Origin of the sequence: Citrobacter sp. CF971 (assembly GCF_006385635.1) — a bacterium.
GTDB classification, from domain to species: Bacteria; Pseudomonadota; Gammaproteobacteria; order Enterobacterales; family Enterobacteriaceae; genus Citrobacter; species Citrobacter freundii.
The window spans coordinates 4,793,809-4,818,301 of the sequence record NZ_CP041051.1; the positions used below are offsets into that span (position 1 = coordinate 4,793,809).

General features: G+C 47.9%; 24 protein-coding genes. 9 read left to right on the forward strand and 15 right to left on the reverse strand.

Annotated features, from left to right (window positions below):
• Positions 1 to 96: 96 nt before the first annotated feature.
• On the forward strand, positions 97 to 1,437 hold the full coding sequence (locus E6P06_RS26730; protein ID WP_003844545.1) for an aromatic acid/H+ symport family MFS transporter: 1,341 nt from the start codon (positions 97 to 99) through the stop codon (positions 1,435 to 1,437).
• 46 nt (positions 1,438 to 1,483) lie between these two features.
• Positions 1,484 to 1,957, forward strand: coding sequence for a tRNA (uridine(34)/cytosine(34)/5-carboxymethylaminomethyluridine(34)-2'-O)-methyltransferase TrmL (gene trmL / locus E6P06_RS26735; protein ID WP_003844544.1), 474 nt, complete (start codon positions 1,484 to 1,486; stop codon positions 1,955 to 1,957).
• Positions 1,958 to 2,043: 86 nt separating this feature from the next.
• Here trmL and cysE read toward each other — a convergent pair whose 3' ends face one another.
• The 5 genes from cysE to E6P06_RS26760 form a co-directional block, all read right to left on the reverse strand.
• Positions 2,044 to 2,865, reverse strand: coding sequence for a serine O-acetyltransferase (gene cysE, locus E6P06_RS26740; protein WP_003024160.1), 822 nt, complete (start codon positions 2,863 to 2,865; stop codon positions 2,044 to 2,046).
• A gap of 78 nt (positions 2,866 to 2,943) precedes the next feature.
• Entirely contained in the window at positions 2,944 to 3,963 is a 1,020-nt protein-coding gene (gene gpsA, locus E6P06_RS26745; RefSeq protein ID WP_003844543.1) for an NAD(P)H-dependent glycerol-3-phosphate dehydrogenase, read from the reverse strand.
• Positions 3,963 to 4,430 carry a protein-export chaperone SecB gene (gene secB, locus E6P06_RS26750; RefSeq protein ID WP_003024155.1) on the reverse strand — a complete coding sequence of 156 codons (468 nt, stop codon included), beginning with the start codon at positions 4,428 to 4,430 and terminating at the stop codon, positions 3,963 to 3,965. The genes gpsA and secB overlap by 1 nt, the downstream gene beginning before the upstream one ends.
• Positions 4,431 to 4,476: 46 nt before the next feature.
• Complete coding sequence (gene grxC / locus E6P06_RS26755; RefSeq protein WP_003024152.1) at positions 4,477 to 4,728, reverse strand: glutaredoxin 3; 252 nt, start codon at positions 4,726 to 4,728, stop codon at positions 4,477 to 4,479.
• A gap of 52 nt (positions 4,729 to 4,780) precedes the next feature.
• On the reverse strand, positions 4,781 to 5,212 hold the full coding sequence (locus tag E6P06_RS26760; protein WP_003024148.1) for a rhodanese-like domain-containing protein: 432 nt from the start codon (positions 5,210 to 5,212) through the stop codon (positions 4,781 to 4,783).
• Positions 5,213 to 5,460: 248 nt separating this feature from the next.
• Between E6P06_RS26760 and gpmM the strand changes: the two genes are divergently transcribed.
• Genes gpmM through E6P06_RS26775 form a run of 3 tightly spaced genes read left to right on the forward strand, consistent with a single transcriptional unit; the run spans position 5,461 to position 9,237 of the window.
• Positions 5,461 to 7,005: a 2,3-bisphosphoglycerate-independent phosphoglycerate mutase gene (gene gpmM / locus E6P06_RS26765; protein ID WP_134214882.1), complete on the forward strand. Its 1,545-nt coding sequence runs from the start codon at positions 5,461 to 5,463 to the stop codon at positions 7,003 to 7,005.
• A gap of 33 nt (positions 7,006 to 7,038) precedes the next feature.
• On the forward strand, positions 7,039 to 8,298 hold the full coding sequence (gene envC / locus E6P06_RS26770; RefSeq protein WP_232481293.1) for a murein hydrolase activator EnvC: 1,260 nt from the start codon (positions 7,039 to 7,041) through the stop codon (positions 8,296 to 8,298).
• Between the two features lie 3 nt (positions 8,299 to 8,301).
• Positions 8,302 to 9,237: a divergent polysaccharide deacetylase family protein gene (locus E6P06_RS26775; protein ID WP_048217053.1), complete on the forward strand. Its 936-nt coding sequence runs from the start codon at positions 8,302 to 8,304 to the stop codon at positions 9,235 to 9,237.
• Here E6P06_RS26775 and E6P06_RS26780 read toward each other — a convergent pair whose 3' ends face one another.
• The 3 genes from E6P06_RS26780 to kbl form a co-directional block, all read right to left on the reverse strand.
• Positions 9,238 to 10,275 (reverse strand): glycosyltransferase, encoded by a 1,038-nt coding sequence (locus E6P06_RS26780; RefSeq protein ID WP_003844540.1) that lies wholly within the window; start codon positions 10,273 to 10,275, stop codon positions 9,238 to 9,240. It lies immediately after the preceding gene.
• Between the two features lie 192 nt (positions 10,276 to 10,467).
• Entirely contained in the window at positions 10,468 to 11,493 is a 1,026-nt protein-coding gene (gene tdh, locus E6P06_RS26785; RefSeq protein ID WP_003024132.1) for an L-threonine 3-dehydrogenase, read from the reverse strand.
• A 9-nt stretch (positions 11,494 to 11,502) separates the two neighbouring features.
• The gene (kbl, locus tag E6P06_RS26790) at positions 11,503 to 12,699 is read right to left on the reverse strand and encodes a glycine C-acetyltransferase (RefSeq protein ID WP_003837635.1); all 1,197 of its coding nucleotides are present in this window, start codon (positions 12,697 to 12,699) and stop codon (positions 11,503 to 11,505) included.
• Between the two features lie 215 nt (positions 12,700 to 12,914).
• Between kbl and rfaD the strand changes: the two genes are divergently transcribed.
• The 4 genes from rfaD to E6P06_RS26810 are packed head-to-tail and all read left to right on the forward strand — an operon-like array spanning position 12,915 to position 17,145.
• Positions 12,915 to 13,847 carry an ADP-glyceromanno-heptose 6-epimerase gene (gene rfaD, locus E6P06_RS26795; RefSeq protein ID WP_003827312.1) on the forward strand — a complete coding sequence of 311 codons (933 nt, stop codon included), beginning with the start codon at positions 12,915 to 12,917 and terminating at the stop codon, positions 13,845 to 13,847.
• 12 nt (positions 13,848 to 13,859) lie between these two features.
• Positions 13,860 to 14,906, forward strand: coding sequence for an ADP-heptose--LPS heptosyltransferase RfaF (rfaF, locus tag E6P06_RS26800; protein WP_003837632.1), 1,047 nt, complete (start codon positions 13,860 to 13,862; stop codon positions 14,904 to 14,906).
• A gap of 3 nt (positions 14,907 to 14,909) precedes the next feature.
• The gene (gene rfaC, locus E6P06_RS26805) at positions 14,910 to 15,878 is read left to right on the forward strand and encodes a lipopolysaccharide heptosyltransferase RfaC (RefSeq protein ID WP_139935860.1); all 969 of its coding nucleotides are present in this window, start codon (positions 14,910 to 14,912) and stop codon (positions 15,876 to 15,878) included.
• A gap of 22 nt (positions 15,879 to 15,900) precedes the next feature.
• Positions 15,901 to 17,145, forward strand: a complete 1,245-nt coding sequence (locus E6P06_RS26810; RefSeq protein ID WP_139935861.1) for an O-antigen ligase — start codon at positions 15,901 to 15,903, stop codon at positions 17,143 to 17,145.
• A 36-nt stretch (positions 17,146 to 17,181) separates the two neighbouring features.
• Here the strand turns inward: E6P06_RS26810 and E6P06_RS26815 are convergent, their stop codons facing one another.
• The 7 genes from E6P06_RS26815 to rfaQ are packed head-to-tail and all read right to left on the reverse strand — an operon-like array spanning position 17,182 to position 24,170.
• The gene (locus tag E6P06_RS26815) at positions 17,182 to 17,967 is read right to left on the reverse strand and encodes a glycosyltransferase family 25 protein (protein ID WP_172616047.1); all 786 of its coding nucleotides are present in this window, start codon (positions 17,965 to 17,967) and stop codon (positions 17,182 to 17,184) included.
• 26 nt (positions 17,968 to 17,993) lie between these two features.
• Positions 17,994 to 19,007, reverse strand: a complete 1,014-nt coding sequence (locus E6P06_RS26820; RefSeq protein ID WP_139935862.1) for a glycosyltransferase — start codon at positions 19,005 to 19,007, stop codon at positions 17,994 to 17,996.
• Positions 19,008 to 19,058: 51 nt separating this feature from the next.
• Positions 19,059 to 20,075 carry a lipopolysaccharide 3-alpha-galactosyltransferase gene (gene waaO / locus E6P06_RS26825; protein WP_134214870.1) on the reverse strand — a complete coding sequence of 339 codons (1,017 nt, stop codon included), beginning with the start codon at positions 20,073 to 20,075 and terminating at the stop codon, positions 19,059 to 19,061.
• A 5-nt stretch (positions 20,076 to 20,080) separates the two neighbouring features.
• Positions 20,081 to 21,169, reverse strand: a complete 1,089-nt coding sequence (gene waaB, locus E6P06_RS26830) for a lipopolysaccharide 1,6-galactosyltransferase (protein ID WP_134214868.1) — start codon at positions 21,167 to 21,169, stop codon at positions 20,081 to 20,083.
• Between the two features lie 19 nt (positions 21,170 to 21,188).
• Positions 21,189 to 21,986 carry a lipopolysaccharide core heptose(I) kinase RfaP gene (rfaP, locus tag E6P06_RS26835; RefSeq protein ID WP_139935863.1) on the reverse strand — a complete coding sequence of 266 codons (798 nt, stop codon included), beginning with the start codon at positions 21,984 to 21,986 and terminating at the stop codon, positions 21,189 to 21,191.
• On the reverse strand, positions 21,979 to 23,103 hold the full coding sequence (locus E6P06_RS26840) for a glycosyltransferase family 4 protein (protein WP_046671030.1): 1,125 nt from the start codon (positions 23,101 to 23,103) through the stop codon (positions 21,979 to 21,981). The genes rfaP and E6P06_RS26840 overlap by 8 nt, the downstream gene beginning before the upstream one ends.
• The gene (gene rfaQ / locus E6P06_RS26845; RefSeq protein ID WP_046671031.1) at positions 23,100 to 24,170 is read right to left on the reverse strand and encodes a lipopolysaccharide core heptosyltransferase RfaQ; all 1,071 of its coding nucleotides are present in this window, start codon (positions 24,168 to 24,170) and stop codon (positions 23,100 to 23,102) included. The genes E6P06_RS26840 and rfaQ overlap by 4 nt, the downstream gene beginning before the upstream one ends.
• Positions 24,171 to 24,493 lie beyond the last annotated feature (323 nt).

Genomic DNA, 24,493 nt, shown 5'->3' on the forward strand with positions numbered 1-24,493 from the left:
TATTTGACAACTTTTTATCCACCTGTCAGATGTATATACAAGCTAATACAAGGGCGAAATATACAGATAACAACCATCATAACGGGCGAGGGTAACATGGCTTATTCCGGAAAAGTGAATATCCAGCAGGCGATAGATGACAGTCCTTTTTCGCGCTTCCACTGGGTCATTATTGTCCTGGGTTTTCTGGTCCTGGCCATCGACGGCTTCGATACGGCGGCGATGGGCTATATTGCGCCCACGCTCTCAGCCGACTGGGGCATCAAGAAACAGGATCTCGGACCGGTGTTAAGCGCCGCGCTATTGGGCCTGTCATTTGGTGCACTGCTTGCCGGGCCGATTTCCGATCGTATGGGCCGTAAACGCGTGCTGGTCTTTTCCTGTCTGTTTTTTGGCCTCGCCAGTCTGGGAACAGCCTATGCCCAGACGCTGAATATGCTCACATTTTGGCGCTTTCTCACCGGGCTGGGTCTTGGCGCGGCAATGCCCAATGCCATCACCCTGGTGTCAGAATTTGCACCAAAACGCTGTCGTTCAATGGCGATTAACACCATGTACTGCGGCTTTCCGTTAGGGGCTGCAGGCGGCGGGGTGATCTCCTCCTGGCTTATCCCCAACTACGGCTGGCACAGCGTCCTGCTTGCCGGTGCGATCGCCCCGCTGGCCCTCACCGTATTGTTGGTGCTGTTCCTGCCGGAGTCGGTGAAGTATCTGGTTCACCGCGGTAAAGGGATTGCACAGGTTAAACGCATTGCTCAACGCTTTATGTCGGGAAGTCTGGAACAGGTTACCCAGTTTTATCTGGATGAAGACCGCGTCACGGTCAAAAAAGGCAGCGTGGCACAGCTATTCAGTATGCCCTGGCTGCCGGGCACGCTGATGCTCTGGATGACCTACTTTATGGGATTGGTTATCTATTACGTGCTGTTGAGCTGGATGCCAACGCTGATGCTGGGAATGGGCTATCCGCTGGCTGAATCCGCCTGGCTGACGTCACTGTTTACCTTCGGCGGTACTGCGGGGATCCTGCTGGCCGGTTGGTTAATGGATCGCTGGGAAGCACATAAAGTGGTGTCACTTGGCTTTATTCTGACGATGCTGTTTGCCCTCGCTCTCGGGTTTGAACATAACCATATCATCCTGTTCGGCGCACTGATCTTCCTGATGGGGATTACCATGAACGGCGCGCAGTCCGGGCTGCAGACGCTGGCCGCCACGTTTTATCCAACCCACTGCCGCGCAACGGGCATTGCCTGGATGCAGGGCGTGGGCCGCTTCGGTGGCGTAGCCGGAACGATGATGAGCGCCCAGTTGCTTTCCCTGCAATGGCAGGCAGACAGTATATTAATGTTCCTCAGCCTTCCGGCGCTGGTTGCGGCTGCCGCAACGATTTACAAACTGCAACGCTATAAACCGCACGCGCTGACCGTCGCATAGTACCCGCTCTTTCTGCTATTCTGCCCCCCGTTATCAAGGGGGCAGTATGCTTAACATCGTTTTATTCGAACCAGAAATCCCGCCAAATACCGGCAATATTATCCGTCTTTGCGCCAACACCGGCTTTCGTCTGCATATTATTGAGCCAATGGGCTTTACCTGGGACGACAAGCGCCTGCGTCGCGCGGGGCTGGATTACCATGAGTTTACCGCCGTGCTGCGCCACCCTGATTACACCAGCTTCGTCGCCGCAGAAAACCCGCAACGTCTGTTTGCCCTGACCACCAAAGGTACGCCAGCGCATAGCGCGGTAAGCTATCAGGATGGGGATTATCTGATGTTTGGCCCGGAAACTCGCGGTCTGCCATCCAGCATCCTCGACGCGCTGCCAGCCGAACAAAAAATTCGAATTCCGATGATGCCGGACAGCCGCAGCATGAACCTGTCAAATGCGGTGTCGGTGGTGGTGTATGAGGCCTGGCGCCAGTTAGGTTATCCTGGCGCGGTATTGCGTAGTTGATTTTTGTCGGATGGCGGCTGACGCCTTATCCGACCTACGAGATTTGTAGGCCCGGTAAGCACTGCGCCGCCGGGCATAGCTCGAAATCAGATGCCATCGCCGTATTCGAAAGTATGATGAATCCCGTTGAAATGCTGATCCATATCCATAGACGGTTTATCGCTGTCAGGCTTACCGACGATGCGTGCAGGTACGCCTGCCGCAGTGGTATGCGGGGGTACCGGTTGTAAAACCACGGAACCTGCGCCAATCTTCGCGCCGCGCCCGACTTCAATGTTGCCGAGAATTTTTGCTCCCGCGCCAATCATTACACCTTCACGAATTTTCGGATGACGATCGCCGCCGGCTTTACCGGTCCCGCCGAGCGTGACGGATTGCAGAATAGAGACATCATTTTCAATCACTGCCGTTTCACCGACCACAATGCCGGTTGCGTGATCGAGCATAATCCCACGGCCAATTTTTGCCGCCGGATGAATGTCTACCTGGAAGGTAACGGACACCTGATTTTGCAGGAAGATCGCCAGCGCCTGACGCCCCTGATGCCACAGCCAGTGACCGATACGGTAGGCCTGAAGCGCATGAAAACCCTTCAGGTACAGAAGTGGGGTGGAATATTTATCGACAGCCGGGTCACGCGTACGTACCGCCTGAATATCACAGGCCGCTGAGGCAATCATTTCAGGATCGGCGGCATAGGCCTCTTCCACGACTTCGCGAATCGCAATGGCGGGCATGATTGGAGAAGCGAGTTTATTCGCCAGCATATAGCTTAGCGCACTGCCGAGATTTTCATGTTTGAGCAGCGTTGCGTGGTAAAAACTGGCCAACATTGGCTCACATTCCGCCAGTGCCCGGGCTTCCGCTTTAATGTTTTTCCAGACGATATCCAGTTCTTCACACGGCATTGCGTACTCCAGAAGGTAGCAAAACGACCGACCCGTTCTTCGCGGGTCGGGTCGTTAGATTGAAACGGTTCCTTACGGCTAGTGGCTGCTTCGCTCGTCCTTGCGCGCACGACCTAATAACGTCAATGCTGCCTCGCGCGCGTTTTTTCCGCAATACAATACTTGATAAATTTCCTCGGTTATTGGCATCTCGACACCAAAACGGTGCGCCAATTCACGAACTTCTTTCGTATTGCGATAGCCTTCAACCACCTGACCAATCTTGTCCTGCGCGCCCTGCACGTCCATACCCTGGCCGAGCATCATGCCAAAACGACGGTTACGCGACTGGTTGTCGGTACAGGTCAGCACCAGATCGCCTAAACCCGCCATTCCCATAAAGGTGGCAGGATCGGCACCCAGCGCCGCGCCAAGGCGAGACATTTCGGTCAGTCCACGGGTGATCAATGCGGTACGCGCATTCGCGCCAAAACCGATGCCGTCAGACATCCCCGCACCAATCGCAATGACGTTTTTCACCGCGCCGCCAAGCTGCACGCCAATGAAATCCGGGTTGCTGTAAACGCGAAAGCTTTTGCCGCAGTGCAGCAACTGCTGGAGATCGTCAGCAAAGGCGTCGTCCGTCGAGGCCAGAGAAATCGCCGTCGGCATGCCCGCAGCCAGCTCTTTGGCGAACGTCGGGCCGGAAATAACCGCCAGTGGAATTGAGTCCCCCAGCGCTTCACGCGCGACGTCCTGCAGCAGACGCCCTGTTTCCGCCTCCAGACCTTTTGTCGCCCAGACCAGTCGTGCGTCAGGACGCATCAATGGTTTGATGTTTCGCAGCACTTCGCCAAAGACGTGGCTCGGCACCACCACCAGAATATTACGACTGGCGGCCAGCGCAGTGGCTAAATCACTTTCCAGGCGCAGTGTGTCAGGAAAAGGCACATCAGGAAGGAACGCGACGTTGCAGCGATCGTGCTCAAGGGTCGCGATATGTTTCGGATCATGGCCCCACAGGACAACCTGATGGCCATTTCTTGCCAGGGTGATGGCAAGAGCGGTGCCGTACGAGCCGGCACCAATCACAGTCATTGAAGCATTACTTTGGTTCATCAGGCATCCTGATGTTCTTCAGTACCTTCGCCAGCCTGCTGCTGTAAATAGTTCATGAACAGCGCATCAAAGTTGACCGGCGCAAGGTTCAGTTGCGGGAACGTACCGCGTGAAACCAGGCTGGTGATGCATTCGCGGGCATACGGGAACAGAATGTTCGGGCAGTATGCGCCCAGGCAATGCGCCATCTGAGTCCCTTCGATACCACTGATGGAGAAAATACCGCCCTGCTGAACTTCGCACAGGAACGCAGTTTCTTCACCAAGAGAAGCCGTTACAGTGACACGCAGCACTACTTCATACACGTCATCTGCCAGTTGGGTAGATGCGGTATCAAGATCAAGTTTAACCTCTGGCTGCCAATCTTTCTGGAAAACATGCGGTGCATTTGGCGCTTCGAAAGACACATCCTTGGTATAGATACGTTGGATCTGGAAAGCCATTTCAGTGTTATTTTGTTCTGACATGTTTAGAAAACCCTTAGTGTTGTCCTTTAAATACTTTCAGTACGCCTTATCGCAGCAGGGGATCCAGTCCACCACGCGCATCCAACGCATACAAGTCGTCACAACCGCCAATGTGCTGTGCATCAATAAAAATCTGCGGAACCGTCGTACGGCCACTGCGCTTGATCATCTCTTCACGCTTTACGGCATCGCCGTCGATCGGAAGCTCCTGGAAACTCACACCCTTGCTATTCAACAGCGCTTTTGCGCGATGGCAAAACGGGCAGGTTGCTTTGGTGTAGATCTCAATATTGGCCATGACTTATCTCCAGTGTTCTTTTTACCCTGCGGCATGAAAGAAGACGGGTAAATTACTTGCCGCGAACCAGTGGCAGATTCTCACCACTCCAGCCCGCTACGCCGTCTTTCAGTACGGATACCTGCTCAAAACCGGCTTTAATCAGCGCAGTTGCTGAATCTTGGCACTGCATGCCTGAACCATCAACCACAATCACAGGTTTGTTTTTGTGTTTTTCAAGTTCGCCAAAATTGTTGGCTTTGATTTCGCTCGGCAGCAGGTTAGTGGAGCCTGCGATATGGCCTTTGCGGAAGTCGTCGCGCTGGCGTAAATCCACAACAACGGCGTCTTCTTTGTTGATGAGACGTGTAGCTTCGCCGCGAGTAATCACCTTCACTTTTGAGGTCAGGCTCTTAAACGTGGTAAATAATACAGCCGCCAGTAACGCAATCCAGGCGATACTCAAGACAGGGTGGCGACTAACAAATTGCATAATTTCTTGCATGGGGGGTAACAACTCCCGACTCAGTGATTAAAAAACCAGGAAAGGAGTATACCTGCGCGTTGGCGCAAATACAGCCAGAGCGTGCATTGGATTGCATTTTTGCGGGGCGCTACGGAAAAAAAAATGTAAATCGGTGTTCCCCTTAGCACGCGATCCCCCATTATTTGATCTTCGGGGGCTACTTTATCGATTCAGCTGTAGTAAAATTACGCAATTATTTTTTATCTCTTGAGTGTGAGGTTGTCGCAATGTCGGTTTCTAAAAAACCTATGGTACTGGTGATTCTGGATGGCTACGGCTATCGCGAAGACAGCCAGGATAACGCCATTTTTAGTGCTAAAACCCCGGTAATGGATGCGCTGTGGGCAAAACGTCCGCATACCCTGATTGATGCGTCCGGTCTGGAAGTCGGCCTGCCCGATCGCCAGATGGGCAACTCCGAAGTGGGTCACGTCAACCTGGGCGCGGGCCGTATCGTGTATCAGGACCTTACCCGTCTGGACGTTGAAATCAAAGAACGTACTTTCTTCGCTAACCCGGTGCTGACCAACGCGGTCGACCAGGCAAAGAATGCCGGAAAAGCGGTACACATCATGGGTCTGCTCTCTGCTGGCGGCGTTCACAGCCACGAAGATCACATCATGGCGATGGTAGAAATGGCCGCTGAACGCGGCGCTGAAAAAATCTATCTGCACGCTTTCCTTGATGGTCGTGATACCCCGCCGCGCAGCGCTGAACATTCACTGCAGAAATTCGAAGAGAAATTTGCCGCGCTGGGCAAAGGCCGAGTAGCGTCCATCATCGGTCGTTACTACGCTATGGATCGCGACAACCGTTGGGATCGCGTAGAACAGGCTTACGATCTGATGACGCTGGCGAAGGGCGAGTTCCAGTTCGCTACGGCGGTTGAAGGTCTGCAGGCTGCTTATGCCCGCGACGAAAACGACGAATTCGTTAAAGCCACCGTGATCCGTGCCGAAGGTCAGGCAGATGCTGCTATGGAAGATGGCGATACGCTGATTTTCATGAACTTCCGTGCTGACCGTGCGCGTGAAATCACCCGTGCGTTTGTTAACGCTGATTTCGACGGCTTCGCCCGTAAGAAAGTCGTTAACCTCAACTTTGTGATGCTGACCGAATACGCGGCAGACATCAAAACTGCGGTTGCTTACCCACCAGCATCTCTGGCCAACACCTTTGGTGAGTGGATGGCGAAGAACGAAAAAACGCAGCTGCGTATTTCCGAAACTGAAAAATATGCGCACGTGACCTTCTTCTTCAACGGCGGCGTAGAAGAGCCGTTCAAAGGCGAAGACCGCATCCTGATCAACTCTCCGAAAGTTGCGACCTACGATCTGCAGCCGGAAATGAGCTCTGCTGAACTGACTGAGAAGCTGGTTGCAGCGATTGAGAGCGGTAAATACGACACCATCATTTGTAACTACCCGAACGGCGACATGGTTGGTCACACCGGGGTGATGGAAGCAGCAGTTAAAGCGGTTGAAGCGCTGGATCACTGCGTTGAGCAGGTGACTAAAGCGGTTGAGTCCGTTGGCGGCCAGTTGCTGATCACCGCAGACCACGGTAACGCAGAGCAGATGCGCGATCCGTCCACCGGTCAGGCACATACTGCACATACCAACCTGCCCGTTCCGCTGATTTATGTCGGTGGTAAGAACGTCAAAGCAGTCGAAGGCGGCAAACTTTCTGATATCGCCCCGACGATGCTGACGCTGATGGGTATGGAAATCCCGCAAGAGATGACTGGTAAGCCGCTGTTCATCGTGGAATAATCCCTCCCCATGAGGGGAAAGGCGATTAATACCATCACTCGGGCCGTGAAACCGCGTAAGTTTTCAGTCAGGCCCTTGTTCTACGCCAGCGCGCTTAGCGCTGGCGTATTGCTGTGCTCCTTTTCCGCCCACGCGGACGAACGCGATCAGCTCAAATCTATTCAGGCCGATATCGCGGCAAAAGAACGCGCGGTACGCCAACAGCAACAACAACGTTCCACTCTCCTCGCTCAGCTTAAAGCTCAGGAACAAGCCATCGCCGTTGCCGCAAGGCAGTTACGCGAAACGCAGAACTCACTGGCACAACTGAACGCGCAAATCGCAGAGATGAACGCAGCACTCGCGAAGCTGGAAAAGCAACGAGCAGCGCAAGAGCGCAGTCTGGCAGCCCAGTTAGACGCCGCGTTTCGCCAGGGTGAACACACCGGTATTCAGCTCATCCTTAGCGGCGAAGAAAGCCAGCGCGGACAGCGTCTGCAGGCCTATTTCGGCTATCTGAACCAGGCGAGGCAAGAAACTATCGCGCAGCTGAAACAAACGCGCGAAGAGGTCGATTCGCAAAAAGCCGAGCTGGAAGATAAGCAGAGCGAACAGCAGACCCTGCTGTACGAACAACGCGCTCAGCAGGCTAAGCTGGAGCAGGCGCGTAACGAACGCCAGAAAACACTGGCGGGTCTGGAGTCCTCGATTCAACAGGGCCAGCAGCAACTGGGCGAAATGCGCGCTAACGAATCCCGTCTGCGCAACAGCATTGCTCGCGCCGAAGCTGCGGCCAAAGCGCGCGCGGAACGTGAAGCGCGCGAGGCGCAGGCCGTACGTGATAAGCAGAAGGATGCGTCACGAAAAGGCTCGACCTACAAGCCGACCGAAAGCGAAAAATCACTGATGTCCCGTACCGGCGGTTTGGGTTCGCCACGCGGCCAGGCATTCTGGCCCGTTCGGGGTCCAACCCTACATCGTTATGGCGAACAACTGCAGGGTGAGCTACGTTGGAAGGGGATGGTTATTGGCGCATCCGAAGGCACCGAAGTTAAAGCCATTGCCGATGGTCGCGTCATTCTGGCGGACTGGTTGCAGGGCTATGGCCTGGTGGTCGTCGTTGAGCACGGTAAAGGCGATATGAGCCTGTACGGTTATAACCAGAGCGCACTGGTCAGCGTCGGTACGCAGGTTCGCGCCGGGCAGCCTATAGCACTAGTGGGTAGCAGCGGCGGTCAGGGCAGGCCGGCACTCTATTTCGAAATTCGTCGCCAGGGTCAGGCGGTCAATCCACAGCCGTGGTTGGGAAGATAAGTTTTGCCACAACAATTTCGTCGTCTACTACTCTCTCTCGCCAGCCTGCTGGCCTTCGCAACACCTGTTTTTGCTGGCAAACTCGCCATCGTCATTGATGATTTCGGCTATCGCCCACACACTGAAAACCAGGTACTGGCGATGCCTTCTACCATCTCCGTTGCCGTTCTGCCTAACGCCCCACATGCACGTGAAATGGCAATCAAAGCGCATAACAGCGGGCATGAAGTATTAATCCATCTGCCAATGGCGCCGCTGAGCAAGCAGCCGTTAGAGAAAGATACATTACGCCCTGAAATGAGCAGCGAAGAGATTGAGCGAATTATTCGCGACGCGGTAAGCAAAGTACCGAATGCGGTCGGTCTGAACAACCATATGGGCAGCGCGATGACCTCCAGCCTGTTTGGCATGCAGAAGGTGATGCAGGCGCTGGAGCGATACGATCTCTACTTCCTGGACAGCATGACCATTGGTAACAGCCAGGCAATGCGCGCAGCGTCAGGGACCGGTGTGAAAGTCATCAAACGCAAAGTCTTCCTGGATGACACGCAAAACGAAGCCGATATTCGCCGTCAGTTTAATCGTGCCGTCGAGCTGGCGCGCCGCAACGGTTCCGCAATCGCCATTGGCCATCCTCACCCGTCTACGGTTCGTGTCCTGCAGCAGATGCTGTATAGCCTGCCAGCCGACATCACGTTGGTTCGCCCAAGCAGCCTGCTCAATGAACCGCAGGTGGATACCTCCAGACCAAACCTCACGCCACCGAAGAACGGTATACCTGATGCGCCGCGTAATCCTTTCCGCGGGGTGAAATTATGCAAACCGAAGCAGCCGTTAGAGCCAGTGTACGCCAGCCGCTTCTTCAGCGTGCTCGGCGAAAGCATTACCCAAAGCACGCTGGTGCAGTATATGCGCCTGCAGTGGCAGGGCTGGCAATAATCAGTCTTTGCTATCCAGCGTTAAATGAGCCAGGCGGCGCGGCGTCAGTGCTTTATCGCGCCACTGGCTAAAGCGGATGGCCCACAACAGCACCTGATAACCCAGCTTAACGCTGCAAATATTGCTTACCATACGCTTGAACATACCTGACACGAATACTTCAGCAATCATGCGCTGGCGGATTTTCTCGTCCGGTTCTTTACGGATGCAATGACAAACGCGTAGCGCTTCGTAAATCACCTGCTGTTTGAATTCCGGGTAAATGGGAATGCGCCCGGCGTAATCATGATTCATCTTATCCAGCAGACGGGTAATTTTGATGTAGTGGCGCTGGTAAGCGAGATTTTTCAGCCCGGTGCGCGGCAGACGGCTAACAGATGCGCCGTGCAGGAAGTATTTATACAGAGGGATTTCCGTGTAACGCGCGCGCTTCGCATTAAACATAAACTCCGTCGTCCAGATAATATCCTGGTGATGCAGGCCAGACAGGAAGGTCAGCCCCGCGTCGCGGATAGTCTGATGACGATAAACGCCCATCCAGACAACGTGTCGCCAACGGCGGCTGGCTAACGCTTTGCGTAACCAGTCTGGCCCGGTCATCACACCGGTAGAACGAATACGATCGGTAGGAATGGATGCCCAGGTGTGGCCGGTTTCCGCAATACACCAATCAGCGTTGCACTGCGCAACATCCAGGTTGTCTTTAAGCGCCATAGTCATCAGCGTTTCATACATTTCCGGATAGGCAATATCATCGCCGTCTACGTACGCGATGTACTCCCCCCTGGCGACTTTCATCCCGGTATTGCGCGCCGCCGAAACGCCCCCATTGCGCTGGTGCAGCAGATGAACGTGTGGATAACGATCCGCATAAGACTGAGCAAGCTCCGCAGAGTTATCCGTAGAGCCATCATTAACAATGATGATCTCCAGGTTCTTCCAGGTTTGCGCAATCAGCGAATCCATACACGCAATGAACGGTTCACCCGTGTTGTAAAGCGGCATAATGACGCTCAGGAGACCAGGGATATAGGTCATATCAAATCCAGCCAGACAATAGAGTAATCGGCACTTTTTAGCATATTAAGCGGTAGATTTTCAGAAAAAATTATTAATTCTTTAGCGGAAAATGCGCCGGGCGGGGGAGATTGTGCAGGCAAAAAACGCCCCGGATGATTAATGATAATCAACATCCGGGGACAACACACAGAATCCACAGGGTGGATACGGTTAATCCCAGCTCAGGATCACTTTCCCTGACTGGCCTGAACGCATCGCGTCAAAGCCCTGCTGGAATTCATCGATGGAGAATCGATGGGTGATGATCGGCGACAAATCCAGACCAGACTGGATCAGTGCAGCCATTTTGTACCATGTCTCAAACATCTCACGACCGTAGATACCTTTAATAAACAGTCCTTTAAAGATAACTTTCGTCCAGTCGATGGACATATCAGATGGCGGAATACCCAGCATAGCAATACGGCCACCGTGATTCATGGTGTCCAGCATAGCGCGAAACGCTGGCGGCGCCCCGGACATCTCCAGGCCCACATCAAACCCTTCGGTCATACCCAGTTCAGCCATCACGTCGGTCAGATTCTCTTTCGATACGTTGACCGCGCGGGTGATACCCATTTTGCGCGCCAGCTCAAGGCGATACTCATTAACGTCGGTGATCACCACGTGGCGTGCGCCAACGTGCTTCGCGACTGCCGCCGCCATAATACCGATTGGACCCGCACCGGACACCAGTACATCTTCCCCAACCAGATCGAACGACAGCGCCGTGTGCACTGCATTACCGAACGGATCGAAGATAGACGCCAGGTCGTCGGAGATATTGTCCGGGATTTTAAATGCGTTAAATGCCGGGATCACCAGGTACTCCGCAAAGCAGCCCGGACGGTTTACACCGACACCGGTCGTATTGCGGCACAGGTGAGTACGTCCACCGCGGCAGTTACGGCAATGTCCGCAGGTGATATGACCCTCACCAGAAACACGATCGCCGATTTTAAAGCCTTTAACTTCCTGGCCGATGCCAACAACTTCGCCGACATATTCATGCCCAACGACCATCGGTACTGGGATGGTTTTTTGCGACCATTCATCCCAGTTATAAATGTGAACGTCAGTCCCGCAGATGGCTGTTTTACGGATTTTAATCAGCAAATCGTTATGACCGACTTCCGGTTCAGGAACGTCAGTCATCCAAATGCCCTCTTCCGCTTTCAGTTTGGATAACGCTTTCATTTCACATCCTCAGGCAATAACGCCCAGTTGTTTACCAATGCGTGTGAACGCCTCAACAGCACGCGTAATCTGCTCAGGGGTATGCGCCGCAGACATCTGGGTACGGATACGCGCCTGGCCTTTTGGAACCACCGGATAGAAGAATCCGGTAACGTAAATTCCCTCTTTTTGCAGTTCACGAGCAAAGTCCTGCGCGATCACTGCATCACCCAACATCACCGGGATAATCGCGTGATCGGCACCGGCTAACGTAAAGCCTGCGGCAGACATTTGCTCGCGGAACTGACGTGCGTTCGCCCACAGGCGGTCGCGCAGGTCGCTGCCTGCTTCAACCATTTCCAGCACTTTAATGGAGGCCGCAACAATCGCTGGCGCCAGTGAGTTGGAGAACAGATAAGGACGGGAACGCTGACGAAGCCACTCAACAACTTCTTTGCGCGCTGCGGTGTAACCACCGGATGCGCCGCCGAGTGCTTTACCCAGAGTACCGGTGATGATGTCCACGCGACCCATCACGTCACAGTATTCATGGGAGCCACGACCATTTTCGCCGACAAAACCGACGGCATGGGAATCATCAACCATGACCAGCGCGTCGTATTTATCCGCCAGATCGCAAACGCCTTTCAGGTTAGCGATCACACCATCCATAGAGAACACGCCATCAGTGGCGATCAGGATATGACGAGCGCCCGCTTCACGTGCTTCTTTCAGGCGAGCTTCCAGTTCCACCATATCGTTGTTGGCGTAACGGAAACGTTTTGCTTTACACAGACGAACGCCATCTATGATAGAAGCGTGGTTCAGGGCATCGGAAATAATTGCGTCTTCTGCGCCCAGCAGCGTTTCAAACAGGCCGCCATTGGCGTCGAAGCAGGAAGAGTAAAGGATGGCATCTTCCATACCGAGGAATGCCGCCAGTTTTTGCTCCAGTTGCTTATGGCTATCCTGGGTACCGCAAATAAAGCGAACCGAAGCCATACCAAATCCGTGAGAATCCATACCCGCTTTTGCCGCTGCAATCAGCTCCGGGTGGTTGGCCAGTCCCAGATAGTTGTTCGCACAAAAGTTAATAACGTGGCTTCCGTCCGCCACGGTGATATCTGCCTGCTGGGCAGATGTAATAATGCGCTCTTCTTTAAACAATCCTTCCGCACGTGCGGTGTCGAGATCGTTGGTTAACTGTTTGTAAAAATCCCCACGCATTTCAATTCTCCAGACTGGGCAAATTTCAGCACATATTACCCAAAGCTATACGTTGATACGAGATGACGCATCATCACTTCTTCAAAATGAAGCATAAATCACGTGTACCCGCACGGCTTATCGGTGAATGGCTGAAGCCTGAGCCATGTAGTGATATGATAGAAAGTATTCGTGTCTGAGATTGTCTCTGACTCCATAATTCGAAGGTTACATTTATGATCATCGTTACCGGCGGCGCGGGCTTTATCGGCAGCAACATCGTTAAGTCCCTGAATGATAAAGGCATCACCGACATCCTGGTGGTGGACAACCTGAAAGACGGCACCAAGTTTGTTAACCTGGTGGATCTGAATATTGCTGACTACATGGACAAGGAAGACTTCCTGATCCAGATTATGGCCGGGGAAGATTTCGGCGATATCGAAGCTATTTTCCACGAAGGCGCATGCTCTTCCACCACCGAGTGGGACGGCAAGTATATGATGGACAACAACTATCAATACTCTAAAGAGCTGCTGCACTACTGCCTGGAGCGTGAAATCCCGTTCCTGTACGCGTCCTCTGCCGCCACCTATGGCGGTCGCACTTCTGATTTCATCGAATCCCGTGAATATGAGAAACCGCTGAACGTCTATGGCTACTCAAAATTCCTGTTCGACGAGTACGTGCGTCAGATCCTGCCAGAAGCCAACTCTCAGATTGTTGGCTTCCGCTATTTCAACGTCTACGGACCGCGTGAAGGCCATAAAGGCAGCATGGCGAGCGTCGCTTTCCACCTCAATACTCAGCTTAACAATGGCGAAACACCAAAACTGTTCGAAGGCAGCGAAAACTTCAAACGTGATTTCGTTTATGTTGGCGATGTGGCTGCGGTAAACCTGTGGTTCCTGGAAAACGGGGTATCCGGCATCTTTAACCTCGGTACCGGTCGTGCGGAATCTTTCCAGGCCGTTGCTGACGCAACGCTGGCGTACCACAAAAAAGGCAGCATTGAGTACATTCCATTCCCGGAAAAACTGAAAGGCCGCTACCAGGCGTTTACTCAGGCAGACCTGACCAACCTGCGCGCAGCGGGCTATGACAAGCCGTTTAAGACCGTTGCTGAAGGCGTAACGGAATATATGGCCTGGCTGAACCGCGACGCATAAGGCAGGCAATCTATGAGGATTCTGGTGGTTGGCCCGTCTTGGGTGGGCGACATGATGATGTCGCAAAGTCTCTATCGCACGCTCAAGGCGCGCTATCCCCAGGCGATAATCGACGTGATGGCACCTGCATGGTGCCGTCCGCTGTTATCGCGGATGCCGGAAGTCAATGAAGCGATCGCGATGCCACTTGGGCATGGCGCTCTGGAAATTGGTGAACGGCGTAAGCTCGGTCATAGCCTGCGTGAAAAGCGCTATGACCGCGCTTATGTGCTGCCTAACTCGTTTAAATCCGCGCTGGTGCCCTTTTTTGCAGGTATTCCGCATCGTACCGGTTGGCGTGGTGAAATGCGCTACGGCCTGCTCAACGATGCGCGCGTGCTGGATAAAGACGCATGGCCGCTGATGGTCGAACGCTATGTGGCCCTGGCCTACGATAAAGGCGTGATGCTGTCGGCTAAAGATTTGCCGCAACCTCTGCTGTGGCCACAGTTGCAGGTCAGCGAAGGTGAAAAGTCTCTGACCTGTAGCCAGTTCTCCCTTTCTGCCGAACGCCCCATCATCGGTTTTTGCCCGGGTGCGGAATTTGGTCCGGCGAAACGCTGGCCACACTACCATTATGCTGAACTGGCAAAACAGCTGATCGACGAAGGTCATCAGATTGTGCTGTTTGGCTCGGCAAAAGATCATGAAGCCGGAAATGAAATCCTGGCAACGTTAAGCGTTGAGCAGCAGGCCTGGTGTCGTAATCTGGCGGGCGAAACGCAGCTGGAGCAGGCCGTTATTCTGCTCGCCGCCTGCAAAGCGGTCGTCACCAACGACTCTGGATTAATGCACGTTGCCGCAGCGTTGAATCGACCTCTGGTAGCATTGTATGGCCCAAGTAGTCCGGACTTTACCCCGCCGTTGTCGCACAAAGCGCGGGTCATTCGTCTGATTACGGGCTATCACAAAGTGCGCAAGGGCGATGCGGCTGAAGGCTATCACCAAAGCCTGATTGACATCACACCCCAGCGTGTACTGGAAGAACTCAACGACCTGTTGTTACAAGAGGAAGCCTGACGGATGCGGGTTCTGATCGTTAAAACGTCGTCTATGGGCGATGTACTGCATACGTTGCCCGCATTAACCGATGCGCAGCAGGCTATTCCGGGTATTCAATTTGATTGGGTGGTGGAAGAAGGATTCGCGCAGATCCCTTCCTGGCATGCAGCCGTTGACCGGGTCATCCCAGTGGCGATTCGCCGCTGGCGTAAAGCCTGGTTTTCAGCGCCGATTAAAGCCGAGCGTAAAGCGTTTCGCGATGCGGTACGTTTGCAGCAGTATGACGCGATAATTGATGCGCAGGGTCTGGTTAAAAGTGCGGCGTTGGTGACGCGTCTGGCACGTGGCGTCAAGCATGGTATGGACTGGAGTACGGCCCGCGAGCCGCTGGCTAGCCTGTTTTATAATCGCAAACATCACATTGCCAAACAGCAGCACGCGGTAGAACGTACGCGTGAATTGTTCGCCAAAAGTCTGGGATATGCCAAACCGCAGTCGCAGGGTGATTACGCTATCGCTCAGCATTTTGTGAATGAATGTAATGCTGATACAGGCCAATATGCCGTATTTTTGCATGCCACAACACGTGATGATAAGCACTGGCCAGAAGCCAACTGGCGGGAGCTGATTGAGCTGTTAAATAATACGGGCATCCGTATTAAACTCCCCTGGGGCGCCCCTCATGAAGAAGAGCGCGCCAAAAGGCTGGCGGAAGGTTTTCCCTACGTTGATGTCCTGCCGCGAATGAGTCTGGAAGAGGTTGCTCGCATTCTGGCGGGGGCAAAGTTTGTGGTGTCGGTTGATACAGGTCTCAGCCATTTAACCGCCGCCTTGGATCGCCCCAATATTACGTTGTATGGCCCGACAGACCCGGGATTGATTGGTGGATATGGGAAGAATCAGATAGCATGTATTTCATCATCGCATGACCTTGAAGATATCCCATCTCAAGATATACTGGACATAATAAAAACAAACATATGCATTTAAAAAATTGTGGATCATCTTTTTTATGATAAATAGAAATAACGCCGATAGCATAATGTATTCAATAACAATGGGATTATGTTTCCTTGCGTTATTGCTTTTACCATTTGAGCAAGGCTTTGCCTTAAAATCGCTAAGAATTGCTGGAGAAATTGCATTACTAGCTATCATAATTTCGCCAAATAAATATTTAAAATCAGAACATAGATATATAGCACTCAGTCTCTTAGCCCTGTCAATTTTGTCATTTTTATGGTTCAGGATATATAAAACACCAGATTCAGAATATGTAGGTGCTTATATGAACTATCGAGACTGGAGCCTGGCAGGGTTATTTACAGCATTTACTATTCCTGTCGTGACCAGCATAAGAGATCGCTCAGAAAAGATAATGAAAAATATTCATCTTTTCATCGCTCTATTAGTTAATCTGATATATATAGTATATGCGTACTATCAATTTTTCATCCTTAATGAAAACAGAGCAACTTTATCATTGGCGTATGGACCAAATGCAACAGGTGCAGCATATACAATTACTTTTATTTCATTGTATGCATTAATCGCGATATCAACGCTTGTCACAAAATTTAGATTACCACTGCTTATAATTATTAGCTTTGCAAACTTCATTGCTATTTCTGCAACAGGCACAAGAGCAGGAATTATTATATATCCATTAGTTATTATCTTTATTTTTTGGAATGAGCTAAAAAGACACAGTGTAAAAGCAAGAAAAACCAGTATTTTCTCTATTATTGTACTTGCGATGTTCTCCGGTGTATTATTATATAAGCCAATTATTGAAAGGGTGAACAATTTAAAGTCAGATATAGAGCAATACCATGAGAATAACACAGTGACGTCTGTGGGAGCTCGCTTTGCGATGTATAAAACGGGTATCGAATCCTCGTACAATAACTTCACAGGACAATCGCTTGAAGAACGAGGATATAAAATCAAAAAAATTGTCGAAAATAATAAGGAACTATCTGGAGCACTGTTATTTCTTAACATTCATCTTCATAATCAGATAATTGATACACTATCAACCACTGGTTGGTTAGGCGTAATATTGAATATCTTATTCTTAATCTCTATAATTACATTCATACACAAGAAAAATATACCGATGATGTATACTTATGTGGTGGCAATAGTATTATATGGATTAAGTGACATTTTGACATACGCAGTCCCAGTACCACTCGCATGGTTATTAACATTAACATTAATATGCTCACTAGTTAATAACAAAGAAAAAATCTGACAAAAAAAGCCAGAATTATAAAATCCTGGCTTTTTATTATATAAAGCAACCAAGTAACACCCTAAACTTATATCGCCATAATAGCAACTTGGAAATTAAATAGTTTCTTTTTTTTACTTTAGTCTGGTTTTTTTTATTAATACGACTATTTTCCAGATGTGAGTTCAATGAGTTAACCAAGGGATGAGAGACTATATCACAAAAATAAATATCATTCATCACACCATTATCTAATAGAATTTTTCTATCATCGACCAAATAAAATCCATGGGTGGAGAGTAATGACAAAGCTCGTTGACAGTATTGTCTATCAACAATATAACAGCACGTCCGCGTTACTTTGTGCTTCTTATATGTTGCCTTCCGAAAATTAACAGGTCCAATCTTTGAAACATTAAGTAAACTTAAGCCAAAAAGCTGATGGTCAGAAGTTCCCTGTTGACCACCAAGTACATATGAGCAACCATTCTTAAGTATATCCGTTGATTGAGAAAGTGTGTGTACCACAGCAGCCAACCTAGAATCAAATGAGACATCATCTTCAAGTATAAGAGCCCACTTGAAATTGTTATCTAATATTTTTTGATACACACTGAGATGGCTTAATGTACAAGCCATTTCTGGTTCAGTCATCTCACCATATACTTTCCCTGAGTTAATAGGGACGTTCCTTTTTTTATCTTGAAATAATTCGCTCCGGTAATCAATTGCATCAAAAAATTCATAGCCAATATTTACATTGGCAAGAAGCCTCGAGATATTTTCTCTTCGCTCAACATCATTCTTAAGAGAAATGATAAAAACAGGAAAGTTATTATTCATAGGTATAGTATTCACTGCATTACAGCCTAATTAAAAATCTTAATTTTTTGATATAGAAACAATGAACATAAAGCTTTTATATAACTCCTTTGATATATATAGTGCTTATACTCTTCTTTATATTCAGGTTTCGTCTTTGCCTTTAAATACCTGTCATTTTTCCATGGTGTTAACTCATAAACAGTCCGGAAATAACTTGAGGCGTCATATGCTCCCCATTCATGCCATGGTTTCGTGACACCTGTATAATGAATAAAGACGGTTTTTTCTGTAATGTATTTTTTATAATTACTTTTATCTTTTTTTTCAAACTCAGACTTCAACGGATAAATTGAGTTATATATTCTATCGAGATAGACCAACCGCCCGCGGAAAATTATATTTAATGCATCTTGATCAGGATATTTTAAATTATCTCCCTCATTTCTAATTAGAGAAAATATTTGATCTGAGATATTTTTTTCTTTCCACTGCAGCAAGTTAGCAAGAATAACACCCGAATTAAAATATTTACCTTGAAAATCAATATTCAATCGCTGCTGGTTCCGTTTCTGCGTAGATTCAACATCAGGGATAACAGCGGCAAACTTATCGCCTAAATACAACTCCTCTAACTCTGTCAGTTCATTTTTACAAATTACATCAGAATCAAGATAGAGGAGCACATTCACACTTTGAGATAGATAATCAAATGCCAATAACCGGTAATATATTGACAATGGCCATATTGCACTTACTGGTAATTTACCGAGAATTCTCTCATCAATCGTATAAATATTAATGACGGCATCAAACTGCTCAGAAATTAACTTCAAGCGCCTAGCGTATTCTTCTGATATAGCATTAGTAAAAACATGGAAACAATAATTTCGTTTTCTTTTTTTATTATTTTCGAGAATAGATGCTATGGAAATTGCAGCTCCCATCTGGTAATTAGCATCTGTACCATATGCAATGTTAAAGTAACCATCTTGAACCCGCAATAGATTATTATTAGTAAATGAATACTCTTTCTTAATATATTGTGTTAATACATCCATATTTTCCACCCAAAAGAAATCAAACAAATCGTTGGATTTGAGACAACCAAATTACTTGATGATTGCTTTTGCTTTATAGGCATAGTATTTTCCCCAACAGAGAAATGCTTGAGTAAATTTTTTCTGTTTCAAAAAATGCTTAGCTGCATACCGACTTTGCACTGTATTTTGAGGTTCAAAAAGTTTTGTATTCTGCCACGGTGAGGCATCTTTTGCCTGATAGAAAAAACTTGAGACAGGATAATCTCCCCATGAATGCCAAGGCTTCGTTGGCCCGATATAGTGCACAAGTACAGTTGAATTTCGTACCGGGTTTACAGTAATGTCTTTCAATTCGTAGTTAATACTATACTGAGTATTAAATTTCCTATCTATAAACTTGATTTTACCCGTTAGCAAAATATTCAAAACATCCTGATCAAAATGTGTAATTTTTTTCGTTATTTCTTGATCATTCAACAGTTCAATAGCATTTGAGGATATTCTTTGAGCAGCCCAAACAGGTGGCTGAATTAAAAGAAAGCCGGAATTAAAATACCCATCAACTAGACCCGGTGTTGATAAATGCTCTGCCCTCCGTTTCCACCATTTTTCATCGCCCTCGGCAACAACAGCAGCAATATCATCAGGATCAAAGTTGAAGTCAATTAACTCTTGAATGCTTCCTTTACAGACAATATCAGCATCAAGATACAGAATCCTATCAAGTTTATCAGAAAAATAATCAGCAATAATAAACCGAAAATAGATCGCATAAGACCAACTGCTTGTGCTAGGGAGTGTTTTTAGCGTATCTCCGTTTATTAAGTATATAAAAATACGGGTTTTGTATTTTTTGGCCAACATTTCAAATTCTTCACGAAAATCCGTTGAAAAATAGTCCGTGAATACATGAAAAGCAAGTTTTTCTTGTGGATTATTAATTAAAATTGAGGCAATAGATACACCACATCCAAATAAGAAATTTTTGTCCAATCCATAACAGACATTAAAACATTCCGTCTCATCATATCCAGAATAATTATAATCTATTTGAGAAAGGATAAATCTATTATCATTTAAGCACATACGATTTACTTCTCACTTTTATGGACTACAGATAAGATGGTCTCATTCATATTTTTATAATATACGGAATCATAAAATTCAAACATTGATTCTTTGATTTCTTTCGCAGATATAGTAAGAGGTTCAGAAATAATTTTATTTAATAGCATAGTGAATTCAGTTAGATTACCCGGTGAATATAAAAAACCATTTATACCATTCTTTATTATATCTTCAGGACCAGACTCACAATCAGAACTGATGCATGGTATGCCATATGACATAGCCTCTAGCAATGTCATAGGGAATCCTTCAAAGGATGATGTTAGTAATAATGCACTAACATATTTTATCTCATTTTTTACCAGAGCCCAGGGATCCGATTGCCAACCGTGCCAAGTAATATGATTATCAATTTTAAGCTCCTTAGCATAACTCTGGCACTTAATAAAATCTGAACCATCACCGATGACATGAAGCTTCCATTTTCCGTTCGCATTAGAAAGCCCATCAAGTAAATCTTTTATTCGCTTCTGTCCTTCAAATTTCATACGGCCGATATAGAGGAAGGTTGTTACATCTTCTTTACCTGGTGATGGAATTGTTTCTTCTTTCCTAGCGATTGGATTGTAAATGAGACTGACCGAGCCTTCTGGTACACCTCTCGCCATAATCTGCCGTTTAATACCAGAACTGATTGCCAGATGATGATCGGCATAGACTATGTTCTCAGCATACTTCTTATGATCAAGAGAAAAATGTGGCCATGAAAAAATTTTGAAATTTACCCCTGACTTCAATCTGGCCTTATTTACCAGAAGACAGGATAAAACATCGATACAAATAACAGCATCAGGATTATTTTTTTTAAGCCATTTTTTAAAATCAGAAACTAGTTTCATCCGTCTTAAAAAGGAAATTTTTTGCCTGGAGAGAGAGTATTCGACATTAATTCCACGCAACCAATTTTTATCCATTTTATCATTTCGACAAAAAAAGAAAACACTGCACTCATCAGGTTGTGATTTGGTCTGAAGAGTACTGATGACATTTTTAATTACTGTCTCCATTCCACCGAATCCGGAAACAGCTTCACCGACGAATGTTATTTTCATAAAGTTAGTTTATTATATTTTAAAGAGATTTTCGTTGTGTACGTTCACGAATTTTTTCAGCTTTCATCTCTGTTTGGGTCAGCAATTTTTCTTCCCGAGAAAGAACATTTCTTAGAGAAATGCCAAAGTAAGTTTTCATAAACCGGAAAATATCGCGCTGCGTCAAACCAATATTCATTGATGAAAAATAGAGCCCTATCAGGTCTTTATCTCGCCAGCGGCGAGGAACCTTACTGCGAATCTGAGCACGATGCAGGTCAATAATAGAAATCTTTAAATCATCCTCATAACCAGTGAAGGGTAAATGCAGTAGGAAATGACAAATATAGCAATCACGATGGTTAATCCCTCCTGCGTGCATCTTACGGACCATCGTGGCGACACGATTTATAATTATCCGCTTAACTTTGATATCAGGAGGATTCATCGCCCAATCGGCACAATAATCTTCCAGACTAATCGTTGGCGTCAGATCCTCTGTAATAATGAACGACGTTCTGGTCAGAGGATTCAACCCCTTTTCGCCATAACCAACGCCATGCATCGTATCTACGCCTAAATTACTAAGCCGGTGAATAGCATTCCACTCTCGATCCGCACCTAAAACAGGCATGCGAAAAGAGAGCAGATTTTTCACGATCTCTTTAAGAGAAGTACCCCGATGCCATTTGAGGAAATAGCTTCTTTCAGCTAGTTCAAATCGCAAAGTTCGGCGAGTTTCCAGCTCTCTGAATACTTCACCCTGCAATGTTTTGACTTCCTCAAAAGCATCTTTGCCGCGCCAAAGTGTGGTCAACGGCTCTTTCAACTCAACCATTCAAACCACCTGTAATGAGGTCTGCCGCTTTTTCCGGCAAACTATACAAATCCTGTGTATCCGCATAATGCCGTGCATTTTCTGCCCACGCAGCACGCAATGAAGGTTGCGTCAGCGCTTCACATAAGACTTTGTTTAACATGTCCTGCCGGAAGGGCTCTTCAATTACCACACCACAATTTGCATCCTCAATATAGTGCGCATATCCACATACCGACGATGTCAAAACTGGCAACCCCGCAGTAATTGCCTCCAGAAGCACAATACCCGCAGCCTCCTGGTACGCTGGATGCAAGAGCAAATCGGCAGCAGCCATTAATTCTGCGACATCATTCCGCCCAGAGAAAAAATGGACATTAGCCTGAACTCCATGCTTTTCCGCCAACACTCCAAATTTTCGCGGTTTATCCTGCCCAACAATAAACAACAACGTATTATGCCGCAACATTTCGGGCAGGGATGCCAACGCCTCAATAGAACGGTCAACCCCTTTACGGGTAAAATCAGACCCCACCTGCAGCAATAAATGCTGCTGCTCCGTTATGCCGTTTTTCTGGCGATAAACTTCACGGCTATTTGGGATCTGTTGGCTATATTTTCTGTCCGGATAAATTCCCGGAGGGAGAATATGAAAACGCCCAGCCTCGGTCTGATAATGCTTCTGGAAATCAGCAATCTGTTTGTCAGTTAGCATTAATAGCTGTGTCGGTTTACCCTGCGCAAACGTCGCGCGTTCAAAAGCAGCATAGTGACGATAACGTGACGTTAGACGGTAGAAAAAACCTTTTTCTTGTGCCACTTTCTCGGCATAGCAGACGTCTGCAGCATAGTAAACGTCCAGCCCCGGCATTTTATTAAACCCCACAACGCGATCGACAGGATGTTCACGTAAGTGCACTTGTACCCATGAATAATACTCAGCATTACGACCATGATTCGTTCGCGATTTAACCGGAACCCGAATCAACTCAAAAACATCAGGGCATTCCCCTTCCCAAAACTGAGTGTAGATCCGAACGTGGTGTCCGCGGGCGGCAACAGTTTGAGCAATTCGCATAAAATCCCGCTGCAAGCCACCAAACGGGAAATATTTATATAAACAGAAAGCGACGATCATAGCGATACATCTCGGATGTCGGTTTGCACATTTTGCGGTAACATTTTTTCCGTAGCAGCAATCACATCTTCGGCGGGAATAACGGAAAGATATCTTTTATTCCGATCGAGCTCGTTTCTCTGTGGCATGGGTTGATAATTGCCTGCCCAAAACTGAATAATATCGTCAGTCCAGGGACGCCAGAAAATATGATCGGTGGCACCAAACAGGCAAATCACTGGCGTTTTTACCGCTGCAGCAATATGACCAGGCGCAGAATCGACGCCAATGAAGAGATCCGCATGGTCAATCAATGCTCCCAACTCGGGGAAAGTGGTTTTGCCAGCAAGTTCCGTAACGGGCCGGGTTTCGCATGCCTGTGCAATTTCTTCCACACAAGCCAGGTCATCTGCCGAAGGGCCTGACGTCAGAATAACCTTGTATCCACGACGATGTAGTGCATCAATTACACGAGAAAATTTGTCGTTATCCCAGCATTTAAACTGCTGTCTTGCGGTTGGCTGAATAACTACATAGCGCCCTTTAATTCCCAAGGTATCCAAATTTTTATGAATTTTCTGCCAGTGCTCGGGAGCATAGCTCATAGTAGTATCTTGATAAAAATCAGTGATACCTAAAGGCTCCAGCACAGATAAATTACGCTCAACAATATGAGTACCATGAATAGGTGCTAATTGTGTGAAGCTATTTTTCCAAAAACCATGTTGTCGGTGACCATAAAGCTGTGAGATTTTCACACGAGCAGAAAGACAACGTACAATGACTGCCACCATCCACTGATCGGTGAGATTGACGACAAGATCATACTGGTTGGCGCGCAAAGTTTTGATCAGCGAAAGGGCATTTTTAATCTTATCTGTGGTTTTTACCCCCTTATTACTGATCCCATAAAGTGCATTAATTTCAGGGTTTTCAGATAAAATTGGGATCGTATCCTGGTAAAGCAGCACATCTATTTTAGCGTCAGGATAATTCTGCTTTAGCGTACTAATAACAGGAGTTGTTAACAACATATCTCCGTGAAAACGCATTTTTATGACCAGGATTTTTCGAAATGGCTTTTCCACAAGCGACTCTTTTGTTGTGATTGTCTGGTTAAGTTAAGCAGAAAAAAGCACGCTACCGCCCCAGGCTCAACAGCTACCTGATTACTGATATCGCACTGATTTTTACGTGCTAGTGTATCACTTCTTTTGCCATGTTCCGACTCGAATAATCTTTGCACAAATAATGTTTTTTATTCTTTTAAATCAATATGTTGATATGTTACATGTTTTTGAGTTTTAGCACTATATCTCGACTAAACCTGAAAATTTCAACAAAAAACGTAAAGATGAAAAAGATGTTGTTCCCATTGGCAGTTCCCACAAAGGACGCTATTTAATTTAAA